Raw genomic sequence first — 23,072 nt, forward strand, 5'->3', positions numbered from 1 at the left:
CGGAGAAGGCAGGCATGGCGAAGACGATCCTGACGGTGGCGGTCACCGGCAACATCACCACGGTGCAGCAGCACCCCGGCCTGCCCTGCACGCCGGAGCAGATCGCCAGGGCCGCGGTCGAAAGCGCGAAAGCCGGGGCCGCCATCGCGCATATCCATGTCCGCTATCCCGATGGCCGGCCGAGCATGGAGCTGGAGCACTACCGCGAGGTGATGCAGCGCATCCGGGATTCCGGCACCGACATCGTCATCAATCTCACCACCGGCCCGGGCCAGCGCTTCGTCCCGGCCGCGGACGACCCGAGCAGGGCCGCACCGGGCACCACGCTGATGCACCCGCTGAAGCGCGTGGAGCATGTCGTCGCCCTGAAGCCGGAGATCTGCACGCTCGACCTCAATACCATGTTCGCCGGCAGCTCGGTGGTGATCAACACGCCCGACAACGTGCGGATCATGGCGCAGGCGATGCGCGAGGCAGGCTCCAAGCCGGAGCTGGAGGTGTTCGACAGCGGCGACATCCACCTGGCCCGCGCGCTGCTGGAAGATGGCACACTGGATCGGCCGCCGCTCTTCCAGATCGTCCTGGGCATCCGCTACGGCTTCGACACCGCGCCGCAGACCCTCACCTATGCCCATTCCCTGCTGCCGAGAGACGCCATGTGGGCCGCTTTCGGCATCGGCCGCTGGGCCTTCCCGGCCGTCGCGCAAAGCTGGGCGTTGGGTGGCCATGTCCGTGTGGGGCTGGAGGACAACATCTACTTCCGCCGTGGCGAGCTGGCGCGGGACAACGCCCAGCTCTGCGAGCGCGCGGCGCGGATTGTGGACGACATGGGCGGGGAGCTGGCCAGCGCGGCCGAGGCGCGCACCATTCTTGGGCTACGTATGCCGGCCTGAGCATGGGCGCCAGGCTGGGCCGATCCGCCGGACTTGTTGGCCCCGAGGCCCACTCCCGGCTGCCCTTAGGCCCAGACCTCCGCGCCGGTGCCGCGGCGCGCGGTCGCACCCGTTCGGGGGAGTGGGCCGGGACGGCCGTAAAGCCAACCCTGCGCGAAGGCTACGCCCAACTCGCGCAGGGCTGCGGCCTCCGCCTGGGTCTCAACCCGTTCGGCAATGACATTCGCTCCCACCGCGGCGGACAGATCGACCATGGAGGCGATGAAGGCGCGGTCCCGTTCCGAATGCACGGCGTTGGAAACATAGAGTCCGTCGATCTTCACCCAATCGACCCGGAAAGCGCGGAGATAGCGGAAGGCCGCGGCACCCGCACCGAAATCGTCAAGGCAAAGACCGACGCCGCGTTCGCGCAGCCGATCGAGGGTGCGGACCGATTCCCCTTCGTCCTCGATCTCGGCCGATTCCGTCACCTCGATCAGCAAGCGGCTCGTGGAGGCGGGGTGCTCGTCGAGCATGGCCAACAGGCCAGCGCGGAACTCCGGGCTCTGCACGGAAAGGCCCGACAGATTCACGGCGACGGATGCGGCGGGAGAGCCGGCCAATGCGCGAAGGGCCATCTCGACGACGGCAAGGTCCAACGCTTCGGTCATGCCGACGGCTTCGGCACAGCGCACGAAGCCGTCGGCTCGCGATAGCGGTTCCGGCAGGCCGGCGGGCGGGCGCAGCAAGGCCTCATGGTGATGGACCACGCCGTCCGCGATCCGGACGATCGGCTGGAAGACAAGCCCGAAGCGGCGGCTCGAGACGGCGCGCCGAACCGCCGCGGCATCCGATGCGAGCCGGGCGACGGCGCCTCCGAGCCCGGCCGGAACACCGGCTCCATCGGCGCCCGCGACGCCCTCCCGCGCGAAAGCTGCCAGGGCGTGGCGCAGGGCGCGCGTGGCCTGAAGCGTGGTGAGGGATCCGGCTTCCAGGGACAGGGAGCGGGTGGCGACGGGCCCCCGCACGCCATGGGCGGCCAGGATCTCCTCCACCGTGCCTGCGAGGGCAGCCAGGGCATCCTCGCCGGCCGTCAGCATGCCGTAGCGCCCGGGGGCCAGTTCCCCCGCATTCCCAAGCCCCTCGATGAGCGCATCCCTGAGAGCCGGCGCGCGGGCCAGCGCCACATCTGCGCCACCTGGCAGCTCCAGCAGGCCGAGCGTGCCGCCCGAGCCGTCCCGGACCTGGCCCTCCGCCTGGAGCGACAGCGATTCGGGCGCGATGGCACCGCTGCTTGGGCGCGGGCCTGGATGCGGGCCGAAGGTGAGGAAGAGCCGCATCCCCGGCCCTGGTGGCGCCAGGCCGGAGACAACGACATCGCTTCGCCGCCGGTCATTCAGCCGGAGCGCGGTCGGCGGAAGGCGGCCGACAGCGGAAAGGCTGCGCACGGCCAGATAGAGTGCGGCCCGGTCCTCGGGCGCGACGAGCGCCTGCACCGGGCCGCCCACGAAAGTCTCCGGCGCTTCACCCAGCCGGCTGTGGAAGGCGCCGGCGGCGAAGGTCACGCGGCCCTCGGCATCCGCCTCCACCAGCAGGTCGGCTGCGGCGAAGGCAAAGGCCAGGAACCGATCACGAAGGTCGCGCGCATCTCCGGTGGGGGCAGCGATCGGCATGGCACCTGTCTACGCCCTCCTCATTGAGGAAGAGTAAACGCCATGCTGTCCCGGCTTACGCCGTTCTCGTCCCGCAAGCCCTGGCTCGGGCTATTCCTCCACCTCCACCTTCGCGTCCCGCACCACCTCGGCCCAGCGCCGCATATCGGCACGCCAGACCGTGTCGAACTCGGCCGCGGAGGCCGGCGCGGGAGTGGCGCTGATGGTGCGCAGCCGGGCCTGCCCCTCGGGCGCGTTGACAGCCTTCACGATCACCTCGGAGAGCTGCTGCACCGTGCGGGGGTTCATCCTGGCCGGCCCGAAGATGCCGACCCAGCTCGTCACCACAAAGTCGGGCACCCCCGCCTCCGCCATGGTCGGCACGTCCGGAAGGGAGGGCAGGCGGTCGCGGCTCGTCACTGCCAGGGCCCGCAGCGCGCCGCCCTGGATCTGGCCGAAGACGTTGGGCAGGTTGTCGAACATCACCTGGATGCGGCCGGCTTGCAGGTCCAGCACTGCCGGTGCGCTGCCGCGATAGGGCACATGGGTCATCGCCAGGCCCGAGCGCAGGCGGAACATCTCTCCGGTCAGGTGGATGGAGGTGCCGGCGCCCTGCGACCCGAAGTTGATGCCGTCGGGCCTGGTGCGCCCGCGCGCGATGAAGTCCTGCACGGTGCGCGCCGGCGACTCCGCGCCAACCACCATGACATTGGCGAACTCCGCGATACGCCCGACCGCGGTGAAGTCCCGTGCTGCGTCGAAGGGCAGGTTGCGGCGGATGGCGGGCGTCACGCCGTGGGAGCCCGCCCCACCCACCAGCAGCACGGAGCCGTCCGGCGGCGCCTTGGCCACGTAGTCGGAAGCGATGGTACCGCCCGCACCCGGGCGGTTCTCCACGATGGCGGTGATGCCCAGCTGCTCGCGCAGCGCATCGGTCACGATGCGGCCGTTCACGTCGAAGGAGCCGCCGGGCGCATAGCCCACGATCACCCGCACCGTGCGTGTGGGGTCGAGCTGCGCCGCGGCCGGCGGCGCGAGCGCGAAGCCCAGGACCAGCGTGCCGAGGGTCAGCGATGCGAAGGCGCGTCTCATGTCGGGGCTCCCCAGCCTCCGGCGCCGGCCGTGCCCATCCGCAGCCGGTCGCCCGTGTTCAACACCGTGGTCAGCTTCGACCGCACTTCCTCCCGCGCGCCGTCCGCGCGGATCACCAGGGCTTCCGCCACGCGGCCATCCTCGCCGCCGGCGCTGCCCCTTGCCGCGTGGTAGTGCCGCTCGCCGCGGAAAGTGAGGGTGAGCGGGCCACGCAGCACCTCGTATTCCCGGTCGATCCCGGCCCCACCCGGCTGCTGCCCGGCGCCACCGGATCCGCGGCGCACGCGGAAATGGTGGACGCGCACCGGGGCATCCGTCTCCATCGCCTCCACCGGAAGGTTCATGGTGTTGCCGACATCAGTCGAGACGCCGTTCACCCCCGCCCCGTGCATCGATCCCCCGCTGCCGCCGGAGAGTACCTCCGTCACCACCCAGGCCGATCCATCCGCCCGGCGGCCCGAGAGCGCCATGACGGTGGAGCAGCCGGAATTCGCAGCGGGGATGCGGTCCGGCAGCGCTTGGGCCAGGGCGCCGAGAATGGCGTTCGTCACCAGCTTCACCGTGCCCGTGCGCGCGTTCAGCGCGGCGGGCATGCGCGGGTTCAGCAGCGATCCCTCGGGCAGGACCACCGTCAGCGGAATGGCGCAGCCGCCGTTGTTCGGGATGGAAGGCCCCGTCACGGCTCGCAGGGCGAAGAAGCAGCCGGCCATGACGCCGGCGGGCGCCGCGTTCACCGGGCCGCGCACCTGAGGGGCGGTGCCGGTGAAGTCGAAGCGCATCTCGTCGCACGCCACCGTCACGCGCACGCGGATGGGCACGGGGCGGTCCAGCTCCACCCCGTCATTGTCCAGCGCGTCCTCATAGGTCCAGCTGCCGTCCGGGATGGCGCGGATGGCGGCGCGCGTCGCCGCCTCGGCCCGACGCACCAACTCCGCCATCATGGTGGCGAGCGGGTCGGCGCCGTAGCGCCCGGCCAGCTCCTCCATCCGCGTTGCGGCCAGGGTGCAGCAGGCGATCTGAGCGTCCAGGTCCCAGGCGAAGGCCTCAGGCGTGCGGGTGTTGAGGGCGATGATCCGCATGATCTGCGCGTCCGTCACGCCGTCCCGCCGCAGCCGCAGCGGCGGCAGGCGCAGCCCTTCCTGGAAAATCTCCGTCGCCGTGGTGGGAAGAGAGCCCGGCGTCATGCCGCCGAGGTCCTGGTGGTGCACAATCGCCCCCGCGAGCGCGATCACACGCCCTTCCGCGAAGACAGGCACCATCACGGATACGTCCGGGATATGCGTGCCGCCGTCATAGGGGTCGTTCATCAACAGCACATCGCCGGGGCGCATCTCCGCCACGGGGAACTCCCGGAGCATGCGCCGCACCGCCGGCATCAGCGCGCCCAGCAGCAGCGGCAGGGAGATGGACTGCGCGATCAGCGTGCCATCCGGCAGGAACAGGCTGGCGGATGCGTCGTTCGCCTCTCGTACGATCGGTGAGACGGCGGAGCGGAGCATGACCGCCTGCATCTCCTCGGCGATAGTCTCCAGGCGTCGGCGGACGATCTCGACCGTTGCCGGGTCAAGTCGCCCTGCGTTCAGGTGAGGGGCGTTCACGGGGCGCGCTCCATCAGCAGGTGGGCGGGATGGGCGGTGATGTGCCAGCCGGCGGGAACCACGACTGTCGTGTCGTCCTGTTCGATGATGGCCGGGCCGGTCAGCACCTCTCCGGCGCGCAGCGCGGCGCGGGGCACCACATCCACCTCCCCGGCCAGGCCGCCGATCACGGCGAGGCGGCGGGTACGGGCGGCATCGATGCCGATGGCGGCACGGGGAGCGACCGGCACCGCGCGCAGGCGCTGCACGGCGCGGATGGCGATCAGCCGCACCGGGGCCTCCCGCGCGTGGCCGTAGGTGGCGCGGTGCAGGGCGATGAAGCCGTCCCGGATCGCGGCGCGGAAGTCGGCTATCTCGGGGGACAGTGGCACCTCCAGGCTGTGGCCCTGGCCCACGAAGCTGGCACTGGCTGTCAGCACCGTCTCCGCCCCCGTGGGATCGACGCTTTCCGCCGCCATGGCCGCGCGGGTCTCGGCCACCAGCGCGGCGATGGCGACGCGCAGGTCGTCCTCCGTCACCTCGTCCAGCACGCGGCCGAAACCGCGGGCAGCGTCATGCTCCAGCGGCGCGTCCAGCAGGCCGGTGGCGGCCAGCACACCGGGCGCGGCGGGGATGACGATGCGGGTCTGGCCGAGATCCTCCGCGATGGCATAGGCGTGCAACCCGCCGCCACCGCCCGCAGCCACCAGGGGCAGCTCGCGCGGATCCACGCCGCGCGCCACCGTCACGGCGCGCACGGCTTCCGCCATGGTGGCGTTGATGATGCGGTGGATGGCGACTGCGGCCTCCCGCACGCCCATGGCTAGGGGAGTGGCGATGTCGCGCCCGATCGCCTCGGCCGCCGCGTCCGCATCCAGCGGCAGCTGCCCCGCGGCGAAGCGGGACGGGTCCACCAGCCCCAGCACCACGGATGCGTCCAGCACCGCCGGGCGCGTGCCGCCCCGGGCGTAGCAGGCGGGGCCGGGCGCGGCACCGGCCGAGCGCGGCCCGACCCGGAGCCCGCCCGCATCGTCGATCCAGGCGATGGAGCCGCCGCCCGCCGCGACCGCCAGCACGTCGGCGGTGGGCACGCGCACGGGGAAGGTGCCGATCATCCCGTCCATCCGCAGCGCCGGTGCGCCGCCGCGGATCACCGCCACATCCGCGCTGGTGCCGCCCACATCGATCGAGACGCCGTCCGGGAACCCTGCTTCCCGCAGCACCGCGGCCGCACCGATCGCGGCGGCCGAAGGGCCGGACAGGGTCAGGCGGATCGGCCGGTTCCGCGCCGCGGCGCTGCCGAGCAGCCCGCCGCGCGAGTGCATGACCTGTAACGGCGCCCTCAGCCCCGCCTCGCCGAGGATCGTCTCGATCCGCCCGAGATAATCGCTCATCACCGGCTTCAGCGCCGCATCGAAGGCGGTTGCACAGGTGCGCTCGTACTCGCGCGGTGCGGGATCGACCTCGGAGGAGAGGGAGACGGCCATTGCCGGGCAGGTGGCACGCACGATCTCCCGCGCGCGCCGCTCATGCGTCGGGTCGAGGAAGGCGAAGAGAAAGCAGATCGCCACGGCCGTGGCGCCCGTCACCTCCAGCGCCCGCGCGGCCTCGGCCACCTCCACCTCATCCAGCGGCTCCCACACGGTGCCGTCCGCACCGATGCGTTCACTCACCTCCATCCGGCGCTCGGGCGGGATCAGTGTCACCGGCGTCTGCGGGCCGAAGAGCAGGTCGTAGTTGGAAGCGCGCGTCATGCGGCCGAGCTCGATCACATCGGCGAAGCCGCGCGTTGTGATCAGTCCGACCGGCGCGGCCGTGTTCTCCAGGATGGCGTTGGTAGCGACCGTGGTGCCGTGCAGGAACCGGTGCACGCCCGCGGCGCCGTCCTCGCCCAGCAGGCGATGCAGCGCGTGGCCCACGGCGCGGGCGGGGTCGTCCGGCGTGCTCGGCACCTTCAGGGAGCGCAGCGCGCCGTCCGCGCCGCGCAGCACCGCATCGGTGAAGGTGCCCCCGATGTCGATGCCGATCTCGGTGCCAGTGTCGATATCCAAGCCGTCCGGCTCCTCTTGGTTCAGTAGCAGCGCGCTCAGTCCAGCCGCACCCGGCCCTCGCGCACCACCTTGCCCCATTTCGTGACTTCGCCCTGCACGAAGGCGGCGAAATCGGTAGGGCTCGTCGCCTCTACGCGGAAGCCCTGCTGGGCGAAAGAGTCGCGGATGTCTGGCGCCTCCATCGCTTTCGCCACTTCCTGGTGCAGGCGGGCCTGCAGGGCGGGCGGCGTGCCGGGCGGGGCGAAGACGCCCTGCCAGGATTCCGCTTCGAAGCCGGGGAGCATCGCCTCGGACACGGTGGGAACGTTCGGGAGCAGCGGGTGGCGCTGCGCGCCGGTCACCGCCAGCGCCCGGATCGTGCCGGCGCGAAGATGCGGCAGGAGGATCAGGAGATCGCCGAAGCTGGACCTGACCCGCCCGGCGATGAGGTCCGTCGTTGCCTGGGCGGTGCCGCGATAGGGCACATGCGTCAGCTCCGCCCCTGCCGCGAGGCCGAACATGACGCCGGTGAGGTGCATGGAGGTGCCATTGCCCGGTGTCGCATAAGTCATGCTGCCCGGCGTGGCTTTCGCGGACGCGATATAACCCGCGAGATCGCTCAGGCCGATCTCCGGATTGACAGCGATGACGAGCGGGGCGGAGACGACGCGGGAGATCGGCGCGAAGCCCGCGACGGGGTCATAGGGCAGGTTGGGGAAGAGGCTGCCCGCGATGGCGTTGCTGCCCGTGACGCCCATGAGCAGGGTGTGGCCGTCCGGCGCGGATTTCGAGACGAGGTCCGCCCCCGTTGTGCCGCCCGCGCCCGGCCGGTTCTCGACCAGCACGGGCTGGCCGATCGCGGGCGTCATCCGCTCCGCCAGGCGCCGCGCCAGCGCATCGGTGCTGCCGCCGGGTGGGAAGGGCACGACGATGCGCACGGGCCGGCTCGGCCAGGCCGGAGCCTGGGCGTGGGCCGCCCCTGCCAGACCGACCACGCTGAGGCCGAGGGCGCGGCGGGCGATCATGGGGCTCATGCAGGCGTCTCTCCCAAGGGGTGACGGGGTCGGGTTAAGGAGCGTCCGGACGCGGTCAGGAGGCGCCGAAGCGTGTCGGGGAGAAGGGCGCGAGGTCGATCTCGGGCGCACGGCCCGCAACAAGATTGGCCACCTCCCGCCCCGTGCTCGCCGCCCCGCACATGCCGACATGGCCGTGACCAAAGGCGAACCACGCATTGCCCGCGCGCGGCGCCTGGCCGATCACCGGCAGGCTATCCGGCAGGCAGGGACGATGGCCCATCCATTGCGTGGTGCTGGAGGTATCCAGATGCGGAAACATCTCCTTCCCCCGCGCGAGAAGCACATCGGCCCGCCCGTAGTCCGGGGCTGCGGAGAGCCCGGCGAACTCCACCGAGCCGGCAAGGCGAAGGCCCATGCTCATCGGGTTCACCATCATGTTGTGCTCCACCGCCATGACGGTGTGGCGTAGCGCGAGATTGTTGCTGCCGACGGTGACGTGATAGCCGCGCTGCGTCTCGAGCGGGATCGCCGGGCCGAGCTGGCGCGCCAGCTTCGCCGACCAGGCTCCTCCCGCCAGCACCACGCCATCGCATGCCACCTCCTGCCCGCCTTCGAGCCGCACCGCCGCAACTTCCGTGCCGCGGCGGCGAAAGCCTGTGGCGAGGGCGCGTATCGCCGTCGCGCCATCCGCCACACAGCGGTCGTAGATGGCGCGGGTCAACGCTGCAGGGTCGGTCGCCGATCCGTTCTCCGGCGCCAGCAGGCCGAAGCGGAAGCGGCCCTTCAGGTCTGGCTCCAGGGCGACGAGTTCCTCCTCGTCCACCTCGTGCAGCGCGACGCCGAGCGAACGGCGCAGGTCCATGCCCCATTGCCACCGCCGCGCCATCTCGGGCGAGGAGTACACGTAGAGGCATCCGCTCCTTCGCATCAGCCCGATGGCTCCAGCGCGCTGCAGAAGGGGCTCGTAGCACTCGAAGATCGGCTCCAGCAGCCCGCGCAGGGCGGTTGCGATGCGGATCACCTCCGCCGGCTCGCTGGCGCGCAGGAGGCGCATCAGCCAGGGCGCCACCACCGGCACGTAGCGCCACCGGACGGAGAGCGGACCCATCGGGTCCAGCAGCCAGCGCGGCACGTTTCGCCACATGCCGGGCATTCCGACGGGCAGGCAGGCGGAAGGTGAGAGCGAGCCCGCATTGCCGAAGGAGGTGGCCTCGGCCGGACCGAGCGGATCGATGAAGACGATCTCGTGCTCGTCACGCTGAAGCCAAGCGGCACAGCAGCTGCCGAGGATGCCGTTCCCGATGATCGCAAGCCTCATGACGGCCCCTTGCTGCTCATTGACAGGGTTCTGAGGCCGATACGCCGTGCCTCAATCTCCCGGCGGCCGCGTGGCCGGATGCTGCAGCCCAGTCTGATGGAACGGCAGTGCCGCAGGTTTCCTGCCTTGGCCTGCATGGCCCGTGCCATGTTGCGAGAAGGCGCTTCCCATCGTTCGCGCATCCTGGGAGGGTAACGTTGCGCCTTTGGGGAAGCCAAGCGAGGCAGAACCTGCGCAATAGGTTGCGCAGTACGTTTCCTATCGCGGAATAGTTGTGGAACTGTCTGCTGACGTTGATCCACTCCTTGTGTGTTGCCTCTCATCGAAGCCTGACGTCGGCCTGCATCGCTAGCGATGGTGATCAGACCCGATCGAATCGAGAACATCCCTGACTTCGCTGAGACGAGTGACGAAACCGTCACTCGGCCCGTCACAAGCTGCGGCCACCTTCGGCCTCAACCAACTGGTTGGAAACTGTTCAGCTCTTGGGTCCTATGGGGGCAGCGCGTTGTTCTTGACCATGGATCAAGCGAGGCTTTGTCGCATCGGCCCGAATTTGTTGTCGTTTCGCAATCCAGTGGTCTTGCAGACTGTCCTGTGACGGGCCTAAACATGCGCCTCTTCAAACGCGAGCACGGTTCGGCCGTGCTGTCCGCTGGAGAGTGCGGGTGCCCAATCCAGACTCCGCCTTGCGGCAGGCCATTGCTGCCGCCATGCGTCAAAGCCTACGCGCGCAGCTTTCAACGGCCAGGACGGCCCGCGAGAGACAAGAGGTCCTGGCGCGTATCCGGACGGAACTGGACGACGTTCTCGCGAACGCATCGTCCGGTGCCGACGCCATGTCCGACCTCCGCACACGGGCCATGCTCGCGACCGTGATGCATGAGGTTGCCGAGGAATTTACGCAGGAGCTGAACGCCACGCTGGAAGAGGAGCGATCCGACCTCAGCGTGACGATCGCGACCTCCTATGTCCTGCAGCTGCGGATTCCCGCCGGCGACCTCGCCGCAATGTGCGCGCGGGCGAAGACGGTGTTGACCGAAGCGCGGAGCAAGGCGCGGCGGATCAAGGTCTCCCTTCGTTCCGAGGCCGGCCTCCAACACGCCCGCCGACTCGAGGGCATCGGCCTGGCCCTGCTCACGGTAGGGGAACTGGCCGATGTCGCCGCGGATAACGATCCCGGGCGGGAGGTCATGGTGAGGCGCGAACAGCTGGATGTGCTGCGGACGGTGCTGGACAGCCCCTGATCGCGGCAGGCCCGCGCCGCCCGGCCCGTGCCAAGCCGGACCGGACAGCACGGACCAGGGCCATCAGTCGGCGGCCCAGTCCACGCGGCGGGTGATCGCCATCACCGCTGAGAGCGCAGCGAACAGCGCGACGGCACCGGCCAGCAGCGAGTAGGCCTCAAGGCTCAGCACGACGTAGAGAAAGCCGAACAGGCCAGCCAGCAGGGCCGCGAAAATTGCTGTCAACCGCGCCTGTCGCGTCACCGCCGCCGTATAGGCAGAGGCCTGTCCCACCACCGCCGCGGTGCTGATCGCATAGGCCACGGAAAACCCGAGCGGTTCCCCGAAGGCCAGCAGCAGCAGGGGAAAGAGCACGACGGAAAGGCCCAGCAGCCCGTACTGAACGAGGTGAATCCGGACGCGCGCGACCAGCTCGAACAGCACATAGGCGAGGAAGGCGAGGGCCAGGAACATGGCGCCGTATTTCGCAGCCCGGGTGACCATCCGATAGGTCGGCACGGCCTCTAGCAGATCGACGCCGACCTGCTGTTCTGCATAGGGAAGCGTGCTGCACCAATTGGCGCCCAGGTGGCGCACCAGGGCCTGGCCGGTGCCCTCGCGCCAGGTCGCGTCGAAGCCCTCCGCGGTGATGTCCGATTGCACGGGCAAGCCCGTGCCGGTGAAGCTCGGCGTCGGCCAGGGGGCCGCGACATGGAGCTCGGTGCGGCGCGCGAGGGGCTGCATGCCGAACCGGCCCGTGCCACGCAGCGACAGCCCGGCCGAGACCGCCAGGGTCCGCCCGGTATCGGGCGGGCCGGTGAGGCCCAGGTCCCAGCGGATCAGCTCGGTCCCGACGCAACCCGCCGCGGCCACGTCGCGCGCCGCGAGGTCGCGCCCGTCCACCGAGAGCCGTGCCCCGGCGGTGGCCGAGCGCAGATCGGTCGCGCCGGTCACGAGGAAGGCTTCCGGCCACAGCAGATCCGTGCCCGGCTCGGCTCCGATCTCCGGCACTACAAGCTCCGCGGTCATCCCGATCTCCGCGTCGTAGATCACCGCCTCGAACAGCCCGCGGCGGCGGCGACTCGGCGCCAGGCGGGCGTCGGCTTCCAGCCGGGCCGGCAGCACCGCCACGGCCCCGCGTTCCCAGCGCAGCGGTCCCACCTCGTTCGGCGTGCGCTGCATGGGCATGCGGGTGGGCACGACCAGCACGGGGCCGAGCACCGACTGCGCCGGTCCCCAGGCCCGCGCGATGCCCTCCGTCACGCTCTCCTGGTAGGATTGGCGCTCCTCGATCACGCCCTCGATCATCACATGCGGCACGAGCAGCAGCAGGAGCAGTCCGCCGATGGCGACAAGCTTGCCGGCCCGGCTCAGCCGGAATGGCGGGCGCGGCAGTAGGCCTGGGGGTATGGTGGGGTGGGGGGTGTCGCTCACGGGCTTGGCCTCCTGGGTTGAGGCCGTCATCCTCCGCCCGCGCCATGCCGGACGGATGACGCGGGCGAGGAAAGCCGGTGCCGGGACGGTGCAAATCCGGTGCAGGCGGAACGAGAGGACCATGCCGCAGGTACTGATCGTGGACGACGACCCGGCGATCCGCGAGGTCGTCCGCTTCGCGCTGTCCCGTGCCGGCTTCGAGACGCAGGAGGCCGCGGACGGCGCCGCAGGGCTGGCGGCGGCCCGCGAGACGCGCCCGGATCTCATCGTGCTGGACGTCATGCTGCCGGAGATGGACGGCACCGAGCTGTGCCGCGCGCTGCGGGCCTCCGGCGGCCCCGCCGCAGCGATTCCCGTGCTGTTCCTCTCCTCGCGGGACGACGAGGTAGACCGCGTGGTCGGCCTCGAAATCGGCGGGGACGACTATCTTACCAAGCCCTTCTCCCCGCGCGAGCTGGTAGCGCGCGTGCGGGCCGTGCTGCGCCGCGGGGCACCGGCCGCGCCCCCTCCCCCGCCGGCCGAGACAGCGCTGCGGCATGGGCGCCTCACCCTCGATCCCGCAACGGCGCGGGTGAGCTGGGACGGGCAGGAGGTGGTCCTGACCGCGACCGAGTTCGGTCTGCTCCGAACCCTTTTGCGCCGCCCCGGCCGCGTGCTGAACCGGGACGCGCTGATGGATGGCGCCTATGCGGTCGAGCGGACCGTCTCCGACCGTACCATCGACAGCCATGTCCGCCGCCTGCGCGCCAAGTTCGCCGCCCTGGGCGCGGCGCCGATCGAGACCTTGCCGGGCTTCGGCTACCGGCTCGGCTCCTGCGAGTAGCCCGGGCTGCCTGATGGAGGACGCCGCATGCTGATCAGTTGGCAGGGCCGGGGGTGGGGCACCTGGATCGCCTTCCCGGCCATGATATTGCCCATGATCGTGCTGCACCAAATGGATGGGCCGGAGGTCGACCGGGGCATTGCGGTCACCCTAGGTGTCGCCACCGTGGCCGTCCTCATCCTGGGCCTGCGCTGGAACCGCAGCGGCGCGCCCGGCAAGCCCGCGCGCCCTTACAGACAGGGTCTGCCGATGCAAATCCGCGCGGCGCCGCCACCTTTCGGCAAGGGCCCGATCAGCACGGCCGAGGAGCCGCGCCAACCCCGCAGCGCCAAACGGGGAGAGCAGAGGACTCTGACATAGCGCCCATGCCCCGCTTCCAGCGGCCCCGGCTGCGGACCCTGCTGCTGCTGAGCAACCTGGTCGTGCTGGCCCTGCCGCTGTCCGGCCTCTGGGCGCTGCGTCTCTATGAGAGCGCGCTGGTCCGGCAGACGGAGGCGGAGTTGCGCGCCCAGGCCGCGGTCCTGGCCGGCGCCTGGCGCGCGGCCCGCGGCATCGCCGGGGAGAGCCTGGCGAACGGCCTGACGCCCCGCGCGCTGGAGACGGCGCGGCGGCGCGGGCTGGACCTGGCGCATGACCCCGTCCTGCCCCTCGCCCCCGATCCGCGCCCGGGCCCGCCGCCGCTGCCGGAGACGGCGGAGGCCGGGGCGCAGCTGCGGCCGGTGCTGCTGGACACCCAGGCGGTGACCCTCGCCGCACTGCGGGTGCTCGACGCGCAGGGCGTGGTGGTGGCCTCGACCGGAACCGACACCGGCCTCACCCTCGCCGGGCTGGAGGAGGTGGAGGCCGCCCGGGCCGGGCGCCCGCTGACCGTGCTGCGCCGTCGGGAAAAGATCGCGACCGACGTTCCGAACGGCATCAGCCGGACGGCGGGGCTGCGCGTGCACCTGGCCACGCCCGTGCTGGACGGCACGCGGGTGGATGCGGTGGTGCTGCTCTCCCGCACCCCCGCCACGGTGATGCAGACGGTCGTGGGCAAGGTGCCGGAAATAGCGGCGGTCGCGCTGCTGCTGCTGCTGCTCGTGGCCGCCCTCGCGGTGCTCGCCTCCCGCCTGATCACCCGTCCGCTGGATGCCGTCGTCGCGGCGGCGCGGCAGGTAGCAGCCGGCGGCAAGGCGCCGCTACCGCCGGTGCCGCGCACCGCGGCGCGCGAGGCGGCGGAGCTGTCGGAAGCGATCGACCGCATGACCGCCACGCTCGAGGGACGCGCGAATTACGTGCGGAGCCTGGCCGCGCATGTCAGCCACGAGTTCAAGACACCCCTGGCCGCCATGCGCGGCGCGGCGGAGCTGCTGGCCGACCATGGCGAGGCGATGTCGGCCGAGGAGCGCGCCCGCTTTGCCGGCACGATCGAGGACGGCGTGGCACGGCTGAACCGGCTGGTGCGCGGCCTGCTCGATCTGGCGCGCGCCGACATGGCCGCGGCGGGCGGCCGGTCGGCGCTTCGGCCTCTGGCCGAGACGGCGGCAAGGCGCTTCCCCACACTCCAGGTCGCGGTCACGGGCGACGCCGAGGCCGCGATCGCGCCGGAGGCGGCGGCCACGGTGCTCGACAGCCTGCTGGGCAATGTCCTGGCCCATGCCGGCGCGGCCAGCCGCGTGACAGTGACAATCGGTGAGAGGGACGGCATGGCAGCGGTGCTGGTTGCGGATGACGGGCCGGGATTGTCCGCAGCCAACGCCGTGCGCGCCTTCGACCCCTTCTTCACCACGGCGCGGGAGCAGGGAGGAACGGGGCTCGGGCTCGCCATCGCGCGCTCGCTGGTCGAGGGAACCGGCGGCACCATCCGCTACGTCCCGAGGGAAGAGGGAGCGGCGTTCGAGGTCCTCCTGCCGCTGCGGCCGGCAGATCTCTAGCGGCCATTCTCGCTGCGCTGCAGCAGGATGCCCGATCACGCAGCTGGCAACATGATCCGGATGACCTCGCCTTCGTCCTTCCCTAAGCTTCTCCGCGACAGCAACGGGAGGCAGCCTTGGTGCAGAATGTTCGGGACTATCCCACGACCGAAACCGACTACCTGCCGCATGTCATCGCCCGGTGCGTCGAGAAGGCGAACCGGGACGGCGTGCCACACCGCTTCCAGCTGAACGGCGCCGAGGTGATCGTCCGCCCCGGGAAGACGGCCGAGGAGGTGAACGAGGAGGTTCAGCGGCAATGGCAGGCCGCACGAACGCAACCTGCGGCCGTTGCGATGTCCAGCAAGCACGCGGGCTCTGCCGCATCCCCAGGCTAAACTGCCCTTAAGGGCTGCCCTCGCAGATCAGGCGAGGGCAGCCTCTCAATGCGCGCTGTCCTCCGCACCCGGCGCGCAGCACAGCCGGACGATGTCCCGGCGGCCGATGCGCGCGAGGGCGGGCGCGGGCGGCAGGACGCGGATCCTCACATCGCCCATCGAGGATGACGCGTGCTCGACCACATCGCCCGCCCGGAGGTAGCGGCCTGACCTCTGCTCCCGGCGGATGTAGGTCTTGACGACCGTCCGGGCCAGCCGCTCTCCCCGCAACAGCGGCCCGGTGAAGAGGTGGTTCATCCCACCGGCGATGAGGTCGGTGATCCCGGGCGGCATGAAGATCACGCCCTCCGAGGTCCCGGACATCACGGTCGCGCCCCGCGGGATGGTCTCGTTCTCGAGCAGCGGCACAGGTGCCCCGCGATAGACGTACTGGCCGCTTCCTCCATGGGTCAGCGCCTTCTCCACCAGTGCCCGGAAATCGAGGATCATCTCGCCCCCGCGCGCGTCTTGGCGGATCCGGCCATTGACCCGCGTGGTGATCCGCTCCGACCCCACGAAGGCCTGCCAATCGTGGGGGACGACGAGGAACGGACCCGTCGGGAAATAATCCGCTCCGCTCTTGGCGTCGCTGAAGCCCTGGCCCGATGCGACATCGTCGGGGTCGATCATCCGCATCAGCGTCGCGCGCTCGCTGAAGTCCCCGCATAGGAAGAAACCCTTCCGGGCCGCGTCGAAATCCGCCACGGAACGGATGTCGCGGTCGAAGCGGGTGCAGATCTCGACCTCATAGTCGAGAAGGGCGCCCGGCCGCAGCTCCACCGTCGTCCGTGCCGGCGAGGCAGGGCCGAATTTGGGGAAGTTGAACACCTCACCGATGGCCGCCTCGCGTGCATGTTCCGGGAAGTTCGTGCCGGATGCCAGGTGCCGCTCCGCAGTGCCGGCGGCTGGCAGCAGATCGGCGACCCGGTAGCTCCGGCGCAGGGACGGCCCGGCGAGCGCCTCCTGCAGGCGAAGCTCGCCCAGCGCCGACAGCACCTCGAAGACATCCGCATCCAGCGGCGCGCCGATGGCCGTCAGGTCCATCGCCTCCACCGTTTCCCCGGCCAGGGAGGCGACGAGAAGCGTGGCGACCCTTCCGTCGGTGGTGTGCGTCTGGGCAAAGGTATGGGCCACCCCCGGCGCTGCGACGGCCGGAACGAGCGGGCTCGCCTCCGTGCTGGCGGCATTGCCCCGTTCCGGATCGTCGCAGGCAAGAAGGCAGAGGGCGAGGCAGAGCGCGGCGCCCCTGGAGAAGACACGCATGATGGCCCTCTGACCGGATGCCCGACAGCCGCTTGCGGCTGCAGGGGGCATGGCGGCGTCCAACGCCGGCGGGCGGCCGCAGCCCGCCATTGGCACGGCATCCCCCTTGCCCGTCACGGCGTAGCAGGCCGGGCGGGTGTCTCCGCGCCGCCGGGGATGACCGTCACCGAGGCTCCAGTCCCGCCGCGGATGCCTTCCTCCACCAGGGCGGCCCGGCGCTGCGCGTTGGCGCTGCGCAGCGTGGCGTAGTAGTCGAGTGAGGTGCGCTCCAGCTGATCCGTGGTGTCGAGCAGCTCCGCCCGCCCGTCGATCAGGCGGGCGCCCGTGCCGACCTGGCCGATCACGGCGATCGCGCCGCCCGGGATGAAGGAGAGCGGGTTGGCGACGAAGCCGACGACCGTGCCGATGGTGTCCCGCGCATTCGAGGGGCCGAGCAGCGGGAGCTGCACCGCCGGCCCTGGCCCCACCCCCCAGACGCCCAGGGTCTGGCCGAAATCGGCACTGTGCCGCGGCAGGTCCAGATCGCTGGCCACGTCCATCAGGCCCGCCACCCCGACGGTTGAGTTGACCACGAAGCGCTGGGTGGTGTTCCAGGCGCGCGTCGTGTTGCCCTGCAGCAGGTCGTTGGCCAGCGTCATCGGCTCGCGCAGATTACCGGCGAAGTTGCCGACGGAGCTGCGCACCACCTGCGGAAGGCTGTCACGATAGGCGCGGGCAACGGGGGCGACGAGGTTGCGGTCGAGGAACTGGTTGGCCGCGAAGACGCCACGGTTCACCGGCTCCGCCGGGTCGTCGGCATTGGTGGAGGCGCCGGTCGAGCTGCAAGCGCTGAGGAGAATGAGGGCGGTGCCCAGGCAGGATGTGCGGCAGGCGGTGCGGCGGGAGGATGCGGAGGCGGGCATGTCGGTGGCTCCTGTTCGGCGGGAGCGACCCTAGGAGCCCGGTTTTGCCCGATGATGTGCCGGTTGCATCGGTCCTGGCACGATGTATCCAGGTGGAAACATTTGGCGGCAAGACCTGTCATACGGACTGCCCTCTCCCGGGTTAGAACAGGGGATGACACCGATGCCGCACGTGCTGATCGTCGATGACGACGAGGATATCCTTTCCCTGCTGACGCAGTTCCTGCGTAACCACGCCTGTACCGTGACGGTCGCACGCGGAGGGCGCGAGATGTTCGCGGCGCTGGAGGCGGCGCCGGTCAATGTCGTGGTGCTCGACGTCATGCTGCAGGAGGAGAATGGCTTCGACCTGTGCCGGCGGCTGCGCGCGACCTCCTCGCTGCCGGTGATCATGCTGACTGCCATGGGCGACCACACGGACCGCGTGGTCGGGCTCGAGATCGGGGCGGACGACTACATCACCAAGCCGTTCAACGCGCGCGAGCTGCTGGCGCGGATCAAGGCCGTGCTGCGCCGCGCGGAGACGGGCCCCGAGCCGCGGCCGCAGGAGACGCGGCCGATGCTGAACTTCGGCAACTGGCGGCTCGACGTGACCCGCCGGGAGCTGCGCTCGGCCGAGAACACGCTCGTCTTTCTCTCCGGCGCGGAGTTCGACCTTCTCCTGGCCTTCGCGGAGCACCCGCAGCGCGTGCTGACGCGCGACATGCTGATGGACCTGGCCCGCGGCACCTCCTACACGGCCTTCGATCGCAGCATCGACGTGCAGGTGAGCCGCCTCCGCCGCAAGCTCGAGGCGGACCGCAAGAACCCCGAGATCATCCGGACCGTGCGGAACGGCGGGTACATGCTGGCGGCGAACGTGACCCGCTCATGAACACGCGGCGCTGGATGGGTGACACGATCGCCCGCCGCTTCGTGCTGACGATCATCCTCGCCTTCGCCGCGACCGCCGCGATGAATGCCGTGTTCGTCTCCGTCTCGGGCGTCTGGGGAAATCCGCCGATCACGGAGACCGGGCTGATCAACGAGGCGGCAGCCATCATCCGCGTGACCGAAGCCCAGCCGCCGGAGGTCCGGCGCGCCATCGTCGCGGCCGCGGAGACGCCGAACTACCGCGTCGATTGGTATGCGGACGGCGCGCCGATCGAGCCGTCCGCCCGGCTGGAGAGCAACAACACCGAGGCGCTGGATCAGCTCAGGGCACTGCTGCGGGACGAAAGGCGCACGGCCCTCTTCTTCGACGCGGACAGCCCGGAAATCTCGACGGCGCGGCTGGGCTTCAGCCCGGATCGCGACAGCTCCACCTACTTCATGGCGGTGGAGCTGCGCGACCGGAGCTGGCTCGTCTTCACCGTGCCCGAGAGGCGCTGGGGCATGTCCCCGGCCACGCGCCGGACGCTGAAGGGCCTTTTCGCCGCGGTGTCGATCCTGGTCCTCGCCACCATCACCGCCAGGAGCCTCGCCCGGCCGGTGGAGCGCCTTGCGGAGGGCGTCCGGCGGTTCGGAACGGATCCGCAGGCGCCGCCGATCAAGCTCCAGGGGCCGGCGGAGCTGCGAGAGACGATCAGGGCCTTCAACGCCATGCAGGCCCGCATCGCGCGCTTCGTGCAGGACCGTACGATGATGCTGGCGGCCATCTCGCACGATCTCCGGACGCCGCTCACCCGCATGCGCCTGCGCGCGGAACTCATCGAGGACCCGCTGATGCAGGCCAAGCTGTTCCGCGACGTGGACGAGATGCAGGGCATGGTCGATTCCGCCCTGGCCTTCTTCCGGGACGACGCCAGCCACGAGCCCGCGACGGGCTTCGACCTACCAGAGCTGCTGAAGTCGATCGTGGACGATTTCGGCGACCAGGGCCTTGCTGTGCAGTATGCCGGGCCGGACCACGCCGTGCATTTCGGCCGCCCCCTCGCCCTGCGGCGCGCCTTCGTCAACCTCGTCGACAACGCGGTGAAGTACGCCACGCCGCCGCTGGTTACCCTGGAGATGGGCCCGGCGGGGGCCGATGTGTCCATCCGGGACCATGGGGCCGGGATCGCCGAGGCGAAGCTGGAGCAGGTCTTCCTGCCGTTCCAGCGGCTCGACCCCTCCCGCAACAGGGCGACGGGCGGGGTGGGGCTCGGGCTGACCACCGCGCGCTCCATCATCCGTGAGCACGGTGGCGACGTCACGCTGCGGAACTGCCCTGATGGTGGCCTGGAGGTCGCGGTAGCCCTCCCCTACGAGCCCCAGGGGCGGCAGGTCCGGCAGCCCTGAGCCGCCCGCCACGCTCCCACAGAAAGCTGGCTGACGAGCGGGGCCGAAGGCCGCCTACTTCTCCTTCGAGGCCGCCGCACCGGGCAGCCAGCCGCGAACGGTATCGGCGACCTTGTGCACGGCATCGGACCAGCGGGGGCTGTCCTGCCCCTCCGTCCGGGTGGAGTGGGGGTGATGCTTGCCGTCCGCATCGACCGGACGCGCGAAAATGCCTGCCTTCGACATCGAGGACCTCCACAGTGGATTTCGCGTTCAACGCGGATCGGCGGCGTGGGTTCAGCCGGCCATGCCGTCGGAAGCGCAATCAGGCCGGCCGCCCTTCCCCAGCCAGGGCGGCCGCGCTCCGGCCCGGTCAGGCGGACTTCCCGGTTCGTCTGGCCGCGCCACGGCCGGCCGCATCGAGCCAGACATCGACCAGCCGCACGATGAAGCCCAGGTCCCGGGCACCGGTCCAGCCGCCATTGGGGAAGCCCTTCATGCGGAAGGTGAACACCGTTCCCCTTCGGCTGGCGTTGATGACCGCGCCTCGATAGCCGTAGGTCGGGCCGCCATGCGGCCCCTGGTCGTGTACCTTGCGGAGTTGCCTCGCAGGGCGGGAGCCGGGATCCATGCTCCGCATATCGCCGGGCAATCCTTAATAAAACGGCTAGGGTGGCGAACCGGGCATGGACGTGGGCCCACCCGTCCAAAACTGCGGGCCATTAACGGTTGATTCACCAGCGCCGCACCAAACAGGCTGTCCGACTCCAGGACGGAGAGTGCACCCGGCTGGATCACAGCGCATGCTCTCGCAGAGTACCGCCTCACAACTTGCCGCGCGGCCCGACATGGCCGGGGCTCGCCTAGTTGAGCGCATCGGCGCCCATGGCGGGCCAACCTATGTCTTCCGCTCAGCGACGATTCGCCTCCAGCCGCACGACCGCTACGAGATCGAGTTTCCAGGCGGCGCCTTGCGGCGATCCCTGGGCGGTCTCGCCCGCGCATGCCGCCAGGTGAGCGAGGAGCTTGACCGGTAGGTGCCGGGCGGCACGCGGCGGCCCGGCCCTTCGTTCGGTGCGCCAAGCCGCCCAGCCTAGGCGGCGAGGCGCTTCTGCGGGCCGTACACCTCCGGCATTTCCCCGATATCGTGCAGGAGGAGGCCGGGGAGCGGCACCATCCGGCTCTCAAAGCCGCCATCGGGATGCAGGATGTGCTCGACGAAGCCGACCACCTTCTCGCCTACCGTGCGCTGATAGGCATCCCCCACGATAAAGGCCGCGGAAGGCGCCCAGATCTGGCGCAGTCCCTCGCTGACGCCGCGATCGCGCCACTGGTGAACATGGCCGGAGGCGACGAAGGCCGGGTGATGGCGCGAGAGCAGCTCCAGCATGCGCCGGCGAGGTGCGGGCTGGATGCACCAGTAGGTGCTGTCCGTCTCGTCCATCCGCTCCTCGCAGAGCGGCTTGTGCATGAGAAGGGCGATCGAGCGGCCGCCCGCGCCGTCGAGCGCTGCGGCCAGGGCCTCCAGTTGCGCCTCGGCCTCCGGCAGGTCAGTGTCGGTGATCTGGCTGTCCAGCCCGATCAGTCGCCAGCCCGGCACGTCCCTGACGAAGCGGTCGGCCCCGAGATGAGCGTGCCAGCGGGCCAGCCGCGCCGCATCGGCGGGCTGGCGGCAGCCAGGCAATGGGTCGTCGCCCACATCGTGGTTGCCAGGTACCGCCAGCCAGTCCAGGCCGAGCGCGTCATGCGCGCTGCGGGCCAGCAGGAGGTCCGCTGCATCGTCCGCGCCATTCAGCGAGAGGTCGCCCGTGTTCACCACCAGATCTGGCCGGGACTCCCGCAGATGTCCTGCCAGCAGGTCGAAATTGGCAGCGAAGCCGGGAACCCGGGCCGAGAGATGGGTGTCGCTGATCTGGGTCAGGCGGAAGCTCATCGGGCCGTCCTTGAAGCAGTAGGGGGCGGGAAGCGGGCGCCGGCAGGAAGGCCGGCGCCCGCAAGGTGATCAGCCACGGCGCGGCAGAAGGCGGCGCACCTCGGCGGCCATGTCGGCCTGCACCTGCTCCGGCGTCGCGCGCTGCTCGACGATGCGGGCCAGGTTGTCCACCATGGTCTGCGTCACGCGCACGCTGTTGGTGCCGGGGAAGGCGTACCAGGGGATCGACAGCGGGATCTGCTTCACCGAGGCCAGGAACAGCGGATTCTCGCGGTAGAAGCTGCCGAGATAGCCGGGGTCGTCGATGGCAATCTGGTTGCAGGGTAGGTAGCCCGTGTTCCGGACCATCAGCGCCTGGCCCTCGGGCCCGGTGGAGAAGCGTAGGAACTTCCAGGCGGCGTCGCGCTTCGCCGGGTCCTTCGCCGTCAGCATGCCCGCCGCGCCGCCGGTCGGCAGGCGGCCCTTCCCGGCGTCGATCACCGGCATGCCGGTGGTGCGCATGACGAAGTTGTTGCCCGCGCCCTCCTTCATGCCGCGCACCAGCGCCGTGGTCTGGAAGATCATGCCCAGCTTGCCCGCGGTGAAGGCCTGGCGCGCCGCGGTGGCGGAGAGGTTGGGCATGCCGCCCTCCTTCACCATGCGGTCGATCAGGCGGATGGCGCCCAGCCCCTCAGGACCCGCGAAGCCGACATCGCGCTCATCCTCCGTCAGCATCCGGCCGCCATGGCCGAACAGCAGCGAGGAAAACATCCAGTCGTCGCCGTTCCAGGTGAACCACATGCCCTCATTGCCGTCACCGAGGCGGTCGATCTTCCCGGCCAGCTCCAGCACGCCGTTCCAGTCCGTGGGGAAGTTGTCGGGGTCGCTGCCCGCGCGGCGCACGAGATCCGCGTTGTAGTAGGTGACGGGGTTGGAGGCGGCGAAGGCCAGGCCGGACTGGAAGCCGCCGAAATGGGCGAGCTGCAGCAGGTTCGGCGTGTAGCCGATGGTGGCGGGGTCGGCCGCCTCGGCCTTGAGCAGCGGCGTCAGGTCCTGGGCGATGCCACGCTCGGCGAAAACGCGCAGGCGGTTGAAGCCCTGGTAGGACAGATCGGGCAGCTGGTTCGTCGCCGACTGGCGAAGGATGAGCTGCGCGCCCTCCTCGTAGTTCGGGGTGGTGACGATGTTGACCTTGATGTTCGGCTCGCGGCGCGCAAAGGCGGCGAGGATCGCGTCATAGGCCTCCTTGTAGATGAAGGGCTGCGCGTAGTGGACGGTGATCTCGGTCCCCGCCTGGGCGCGCAGGACGCGCGGCGCGAAGAGCATGGCGGCAGGTGCCGTCAGCGCGACGCGGCGGGTGGTCGTGGTGAGCATGGTGGTCTCCATGA

22 protein-coding genes are annotated in these 23,072 nt (G+C 70.6%); 9 read left to right on the forward strand and 13 right to left on the reverse strand.

Features of this window, described 5'->3' with window-relative positions; translation table 11 throughout:
* Positions 1-14: 14 nt before the first annotated feature.
* Positions 15-893 (forward strand): 3-keto-5-aminohexanoate cleavage protein, encoded by an 879-nt coding sequence (locus ACVBD7_RS17170; RefSeq protein WP_458094452.1) that lies wholly within the window; start codon positions 15-17, stop codon positions 891-893.
* Positions 894-958: 65 nt separating this feature from the next.
* On the opposite strand, the gene ACVBD7_RS17175 is transcribed toward ACVBD7_RS17170, so the two are convergent.
* From ACVBD7_RS17175 to ACVBD7_RS17200, 6 genes are all read right to left on the reverse strand, one after another.
* Positions 959-2,545: a sensor domain-containing phosphodiesterase gene (locus ACVBD7_RS17175; RefSeq protein ID WP_458094453.1), complete on the reverse strand. Its 1,587-nt coding sequence runs from the start codon at positions 2,543-2,545 to the stop codon at positions 959-961.
* A gap of 90 nt (positions 2,546-2,635) precedes the next feature.
* Entirely contained in the window at positions 2,636-3,616 is a 981-nt protein-coding gene (locus ACVBD7_RS17180) for a Bug family tripartite tricarboxylate transporter substrate binding protein (RefSeq protein WP_458094454.1), read from the reverse strand.
* Entirely contained in the window at positions 3,613-5,214 is a 1,602-nt protein-coding gene (locus ACVBD7_RS17185) for a hydantoinase B/oxoprolinase family protein (RefSeq protein ID WP_458094455.1), read from the reverse strand. The genes ACVBD7_RS17180 and ACVBD7_RS17185 overlap by 4 nt, the downstream gene beginning before the upstream one ends.
* Positions 5,211-7,244 (reverse strand): hydantoinase/oxoprolinase family protein, encoded by a 2,034-nt coding sequence (locus ACVBD7_RS17190; protein WP_458094456.1) that lies wholly within the window; start codon positions 7,242-7,244, stop codon positions 5,211-5,213. The genes ACVBD7_RS17185 and ACVBD7_RS17190 overlap by 4 nt, the downstream gene beginning before the upstream one ends.
* Before the next feature lie 35 nt (positions 7,245-7,279).
* Positions 7,280-8,257 carry a tripartite tricarboxylate transporter substrate binding protein gene (locus ACVBD7_RS17195; protein WP_458094457.1) on the reverse strand — a complete coding sequence of 326 codons (978 nt, stop codon included), beginning with the start codon at positions 8,255-8,257 and terminating at the stop codon, positions 7,280-7,282.
* A 55-nt stretch (positions 8,258-8,312) separates the two neighbouring features.
* A complete protein-coding gene (locus tag ACVBD7_RS17200; protein ID WP_458094458.1) occupies positions 8,313-9,557 on the reverse strand; it encodes an NAD(P)/FAD-dependent oxidoreductase in 1,245 nt (414 codons plus the stop codon).
* A gap of 839 nt (positions 9,558-10,396) precedes the next feature.
* Here ACVBD7_RS17200 and ACVBD7_RS17205 point away from each other — a divergent pair.
* Positions 10,397-10,804, forward strand: a complete 408-nt coding sequence (locus tag ACVBD7_RS17205) for a hypothetical protein (RefSeq protein ID WP_458094459.1) — start codon at positions 10,397-10,399, stop codon at positions 10,802-10,804.
* A 63-nt stretch (positions 10,805-10,867) separates the two neighbouring features.
* Here ACVBD7_RS17205 and creD read toward each other — a convergent pair whose 3' ends face one another.
* Positions 10,868-12,217, reverse strand: coding sequence for a cell envelope integrity protein CreD (gene creD / locus ACVBD7_RS17210; RefSeq protein ID WP_458094460.1), 1,350 nt, complete (start codon positions 12,215-12,217; stop codon positions 10,868-10,870).
* Positions 12,218-12,338: 121 nt separating this feature from the next.
* Between creD and ACVBD7_RS17215 the strand changes: the two genes are divergently transcribed.
* The 4 genes from ACVBD7_RS17215 to ACVBD7_RS17230 all read left to right on the forward strand — a co-directional run bounded on the left by ACVBD7_RS17215 (position 12,339) and on the right by ACVBD7_RS17230 (position 15,330).
* Positions 12,339-13,040 (forward strand): response regulator, encoded by a 702-nt coding sequence (locus ACVBD7_RS17215; RefSeq protein ID WP_458094461.1) that lies wholly within the window; start codon positions 12,339-12,341, stop codon positions 13,038-13,040.
* Between the two features lie 93 nt (positions 13,041-13,133).
* Positions 13,134-13,400 carry a hypothetical protein gene (locus ACVBD7_RS17220; protein ID WP_458094462.1) on the forward strand — a complete coding sequence of 89 codons (267 nt, stop codon included), beginning with the start codon at positions 13,134-13,136 and terminating at the stop codon, positions 13,398-13,400.
* 5 nt (positions 13,401-13,405) lie between these two features.
* The gene (locus ACVBD7_RS17225; protein ID WP_458094463.1) at positions 13,406-14,953 is read left to right on the forward strand and encodes a sensor histidine kinase; all 1,548 of its coding nucleotides are present in this window, start codon (positions 13,406-13,408) and stop codon (positions 14,951-14,953) included.
* Between the two features lie 116 nt (positions 14,954-15,069).
* The gene (locus ACVBD7_RS17230; RefSeq protein ID WP_458094464.1) at positions 15,070-15,330 is read left to right on the forward strand and encodes a hypothetical protein; all 261 of its coding nucleotides are present in this window, start codon (positions 15,070-15,072) and stop codon (positions 15,328-15,330) included.
* 45 nt (positions 15,331-15,375) lie between these two features.
* Here ACVBD7_RS17230 and ACVBD7_RS17235 read toward each other — a convergent pair whose 3' ends face one another.
* Both ACVBD7_RS17235 and ACVBD7_RS17240 read right to left on the reverse strand, forming a co-directional pair.
* Positions 15,376-16,632, reverse strand: coding sequence for a fumarylacetoacetate hydrolase family protein (locus ACVBD7_RS17235; RefSeq protein WP_458094465.1), 1,257 nt, complete (start codon positions 16,630-16,632; stop codon positions 15,376-15,378).
* Positions 16,633-16,745: 113 nt separating this feature from the next.
* Positions 16,746-17,534, reverse strand: a complete 789-nt coding sequence (locus tag ACVBD7_RS17240) for an MlaA family lipoprotein (protein ID WP_458094466.1) — start codon at positions 17,532-17,534, stop codon at positions 16,746-16,748.
* Between the two features lie 154 nt (positions 17,535-17,688).
* On the opposite strand from ACVBD7_RS17240, the gene ACVBD7_RS17245 reads away from it, so the two are divergent.
* Positions 17,689-18,408 carry a response regulator gene (locus ACVBD7_RS17245; protein WP_458094467.1) on the forward strand — a complete coding sequence of 240 codons (720 nt, stop codon included), beginning with the start codon at positions 17,689-17,691 and terminating at the stop codon, positions 18,406-18,408.
* A complete protein-coding gene (locus ACVBD7_RS17250; protein WP_458094468.1) occupies positions 18,405-19,793 on the forward strand; it encodes an ATP-binding protein in 1,389 nt (462 codons plus the stop codon). The genes ACVBD7_RS17245 and ACVBD7_RS17250 overlap by 4 nt, the downstream gene beginning before the upstream one ends.
* A 54-nt stretch (positions 19,794-19,847) precedes the next feature.
* Here the strand turns inward: ACVBD7_RS17250 and ACVBD7_RS17255 are convergent, their stop codons facing one another.
* Both ACVBD7_RS17255 and ACVBD7_RS17260 read right to left on the reverse strand, forming a co-directional pair.
* Positions 19,848-20,018, reverse strand: a complete 171-nt coding sequence (locus ACVBD7_RS17255) for a hypothetical protein (RefSeq protein WP_458094469.1) — start codon at positions 20,016-20,018, stop codon at positions 19,848-19,850.
* 127 nt (positions 20,019-20,145) lie between these two features.
* Positions 20,146-20,412, reverse strand: coding sequence for a hypothetical protein (locus tag ACVBD7_RS17260; RefSeq protein ID WP_458094470.1), 267 nt, complete (start codon positions 20,410-20,412; stop codon positions 20,146-20,148).
* A 163-nt stretch (positions 20,413-20,575) separates the two neighbouring features.
* Between ACVBD7_RS17260 and ACVBD7_RS17265 the strand changes: the two genes are divergently transcribed.
* Positions 20,576-20,809: a hypothetical protein gene (locus tag ACVBD7_RS17265; RefSeq protein ID WP_458094471.1), complete on the forward strand. Its 234-nt coding sequence runs from the start codon at positions 20,576-20,578 to the stop codon at positions 20,807-20,809.
* 56 nt (positions 20,810-20,865) lie between these two features.
* Here ACVBD7_RS17265 and ACVBD7_RS17270 read toward each other — a convergent pair whose 3' ends face one another.
* Both ACVBD7_RS17270 and ACVBD7_RS17275 read right to left on the reverse strand, forming a co-directional pair.
* Positions 20,866-21,705 carry a metallophosphoesterase family protein gene (locus ACVBD7_RS17270; RefSeq protein WP_458094472.1) on the reverse strand — a complete coding sequence of 280 codons (840 nt, stop codon included), beginning with the start codon at positions 21,703-21,705 and terminating at the stop codon, positions 20,866-20,868.
* Positions 21,706-21,774: 69 nt separating this feature from the next.
* Positions 21,775-23,070, reverse strand: a complete 1,296-nt coding sequence (locus ACVBD7_RS17275; protein WP_458094473.1) for an ABC transporter substrate-binding protein — start codon at positions 23,068-23,070, stop codon at positions 21,775-21,777.
* Between the last annotated feature and the right edge of the window lie 2 nt (positions 23,071-23,072).

It is taken from the genome of Roseomonas sp. WA12 (genome assembly GCF_054165765.1).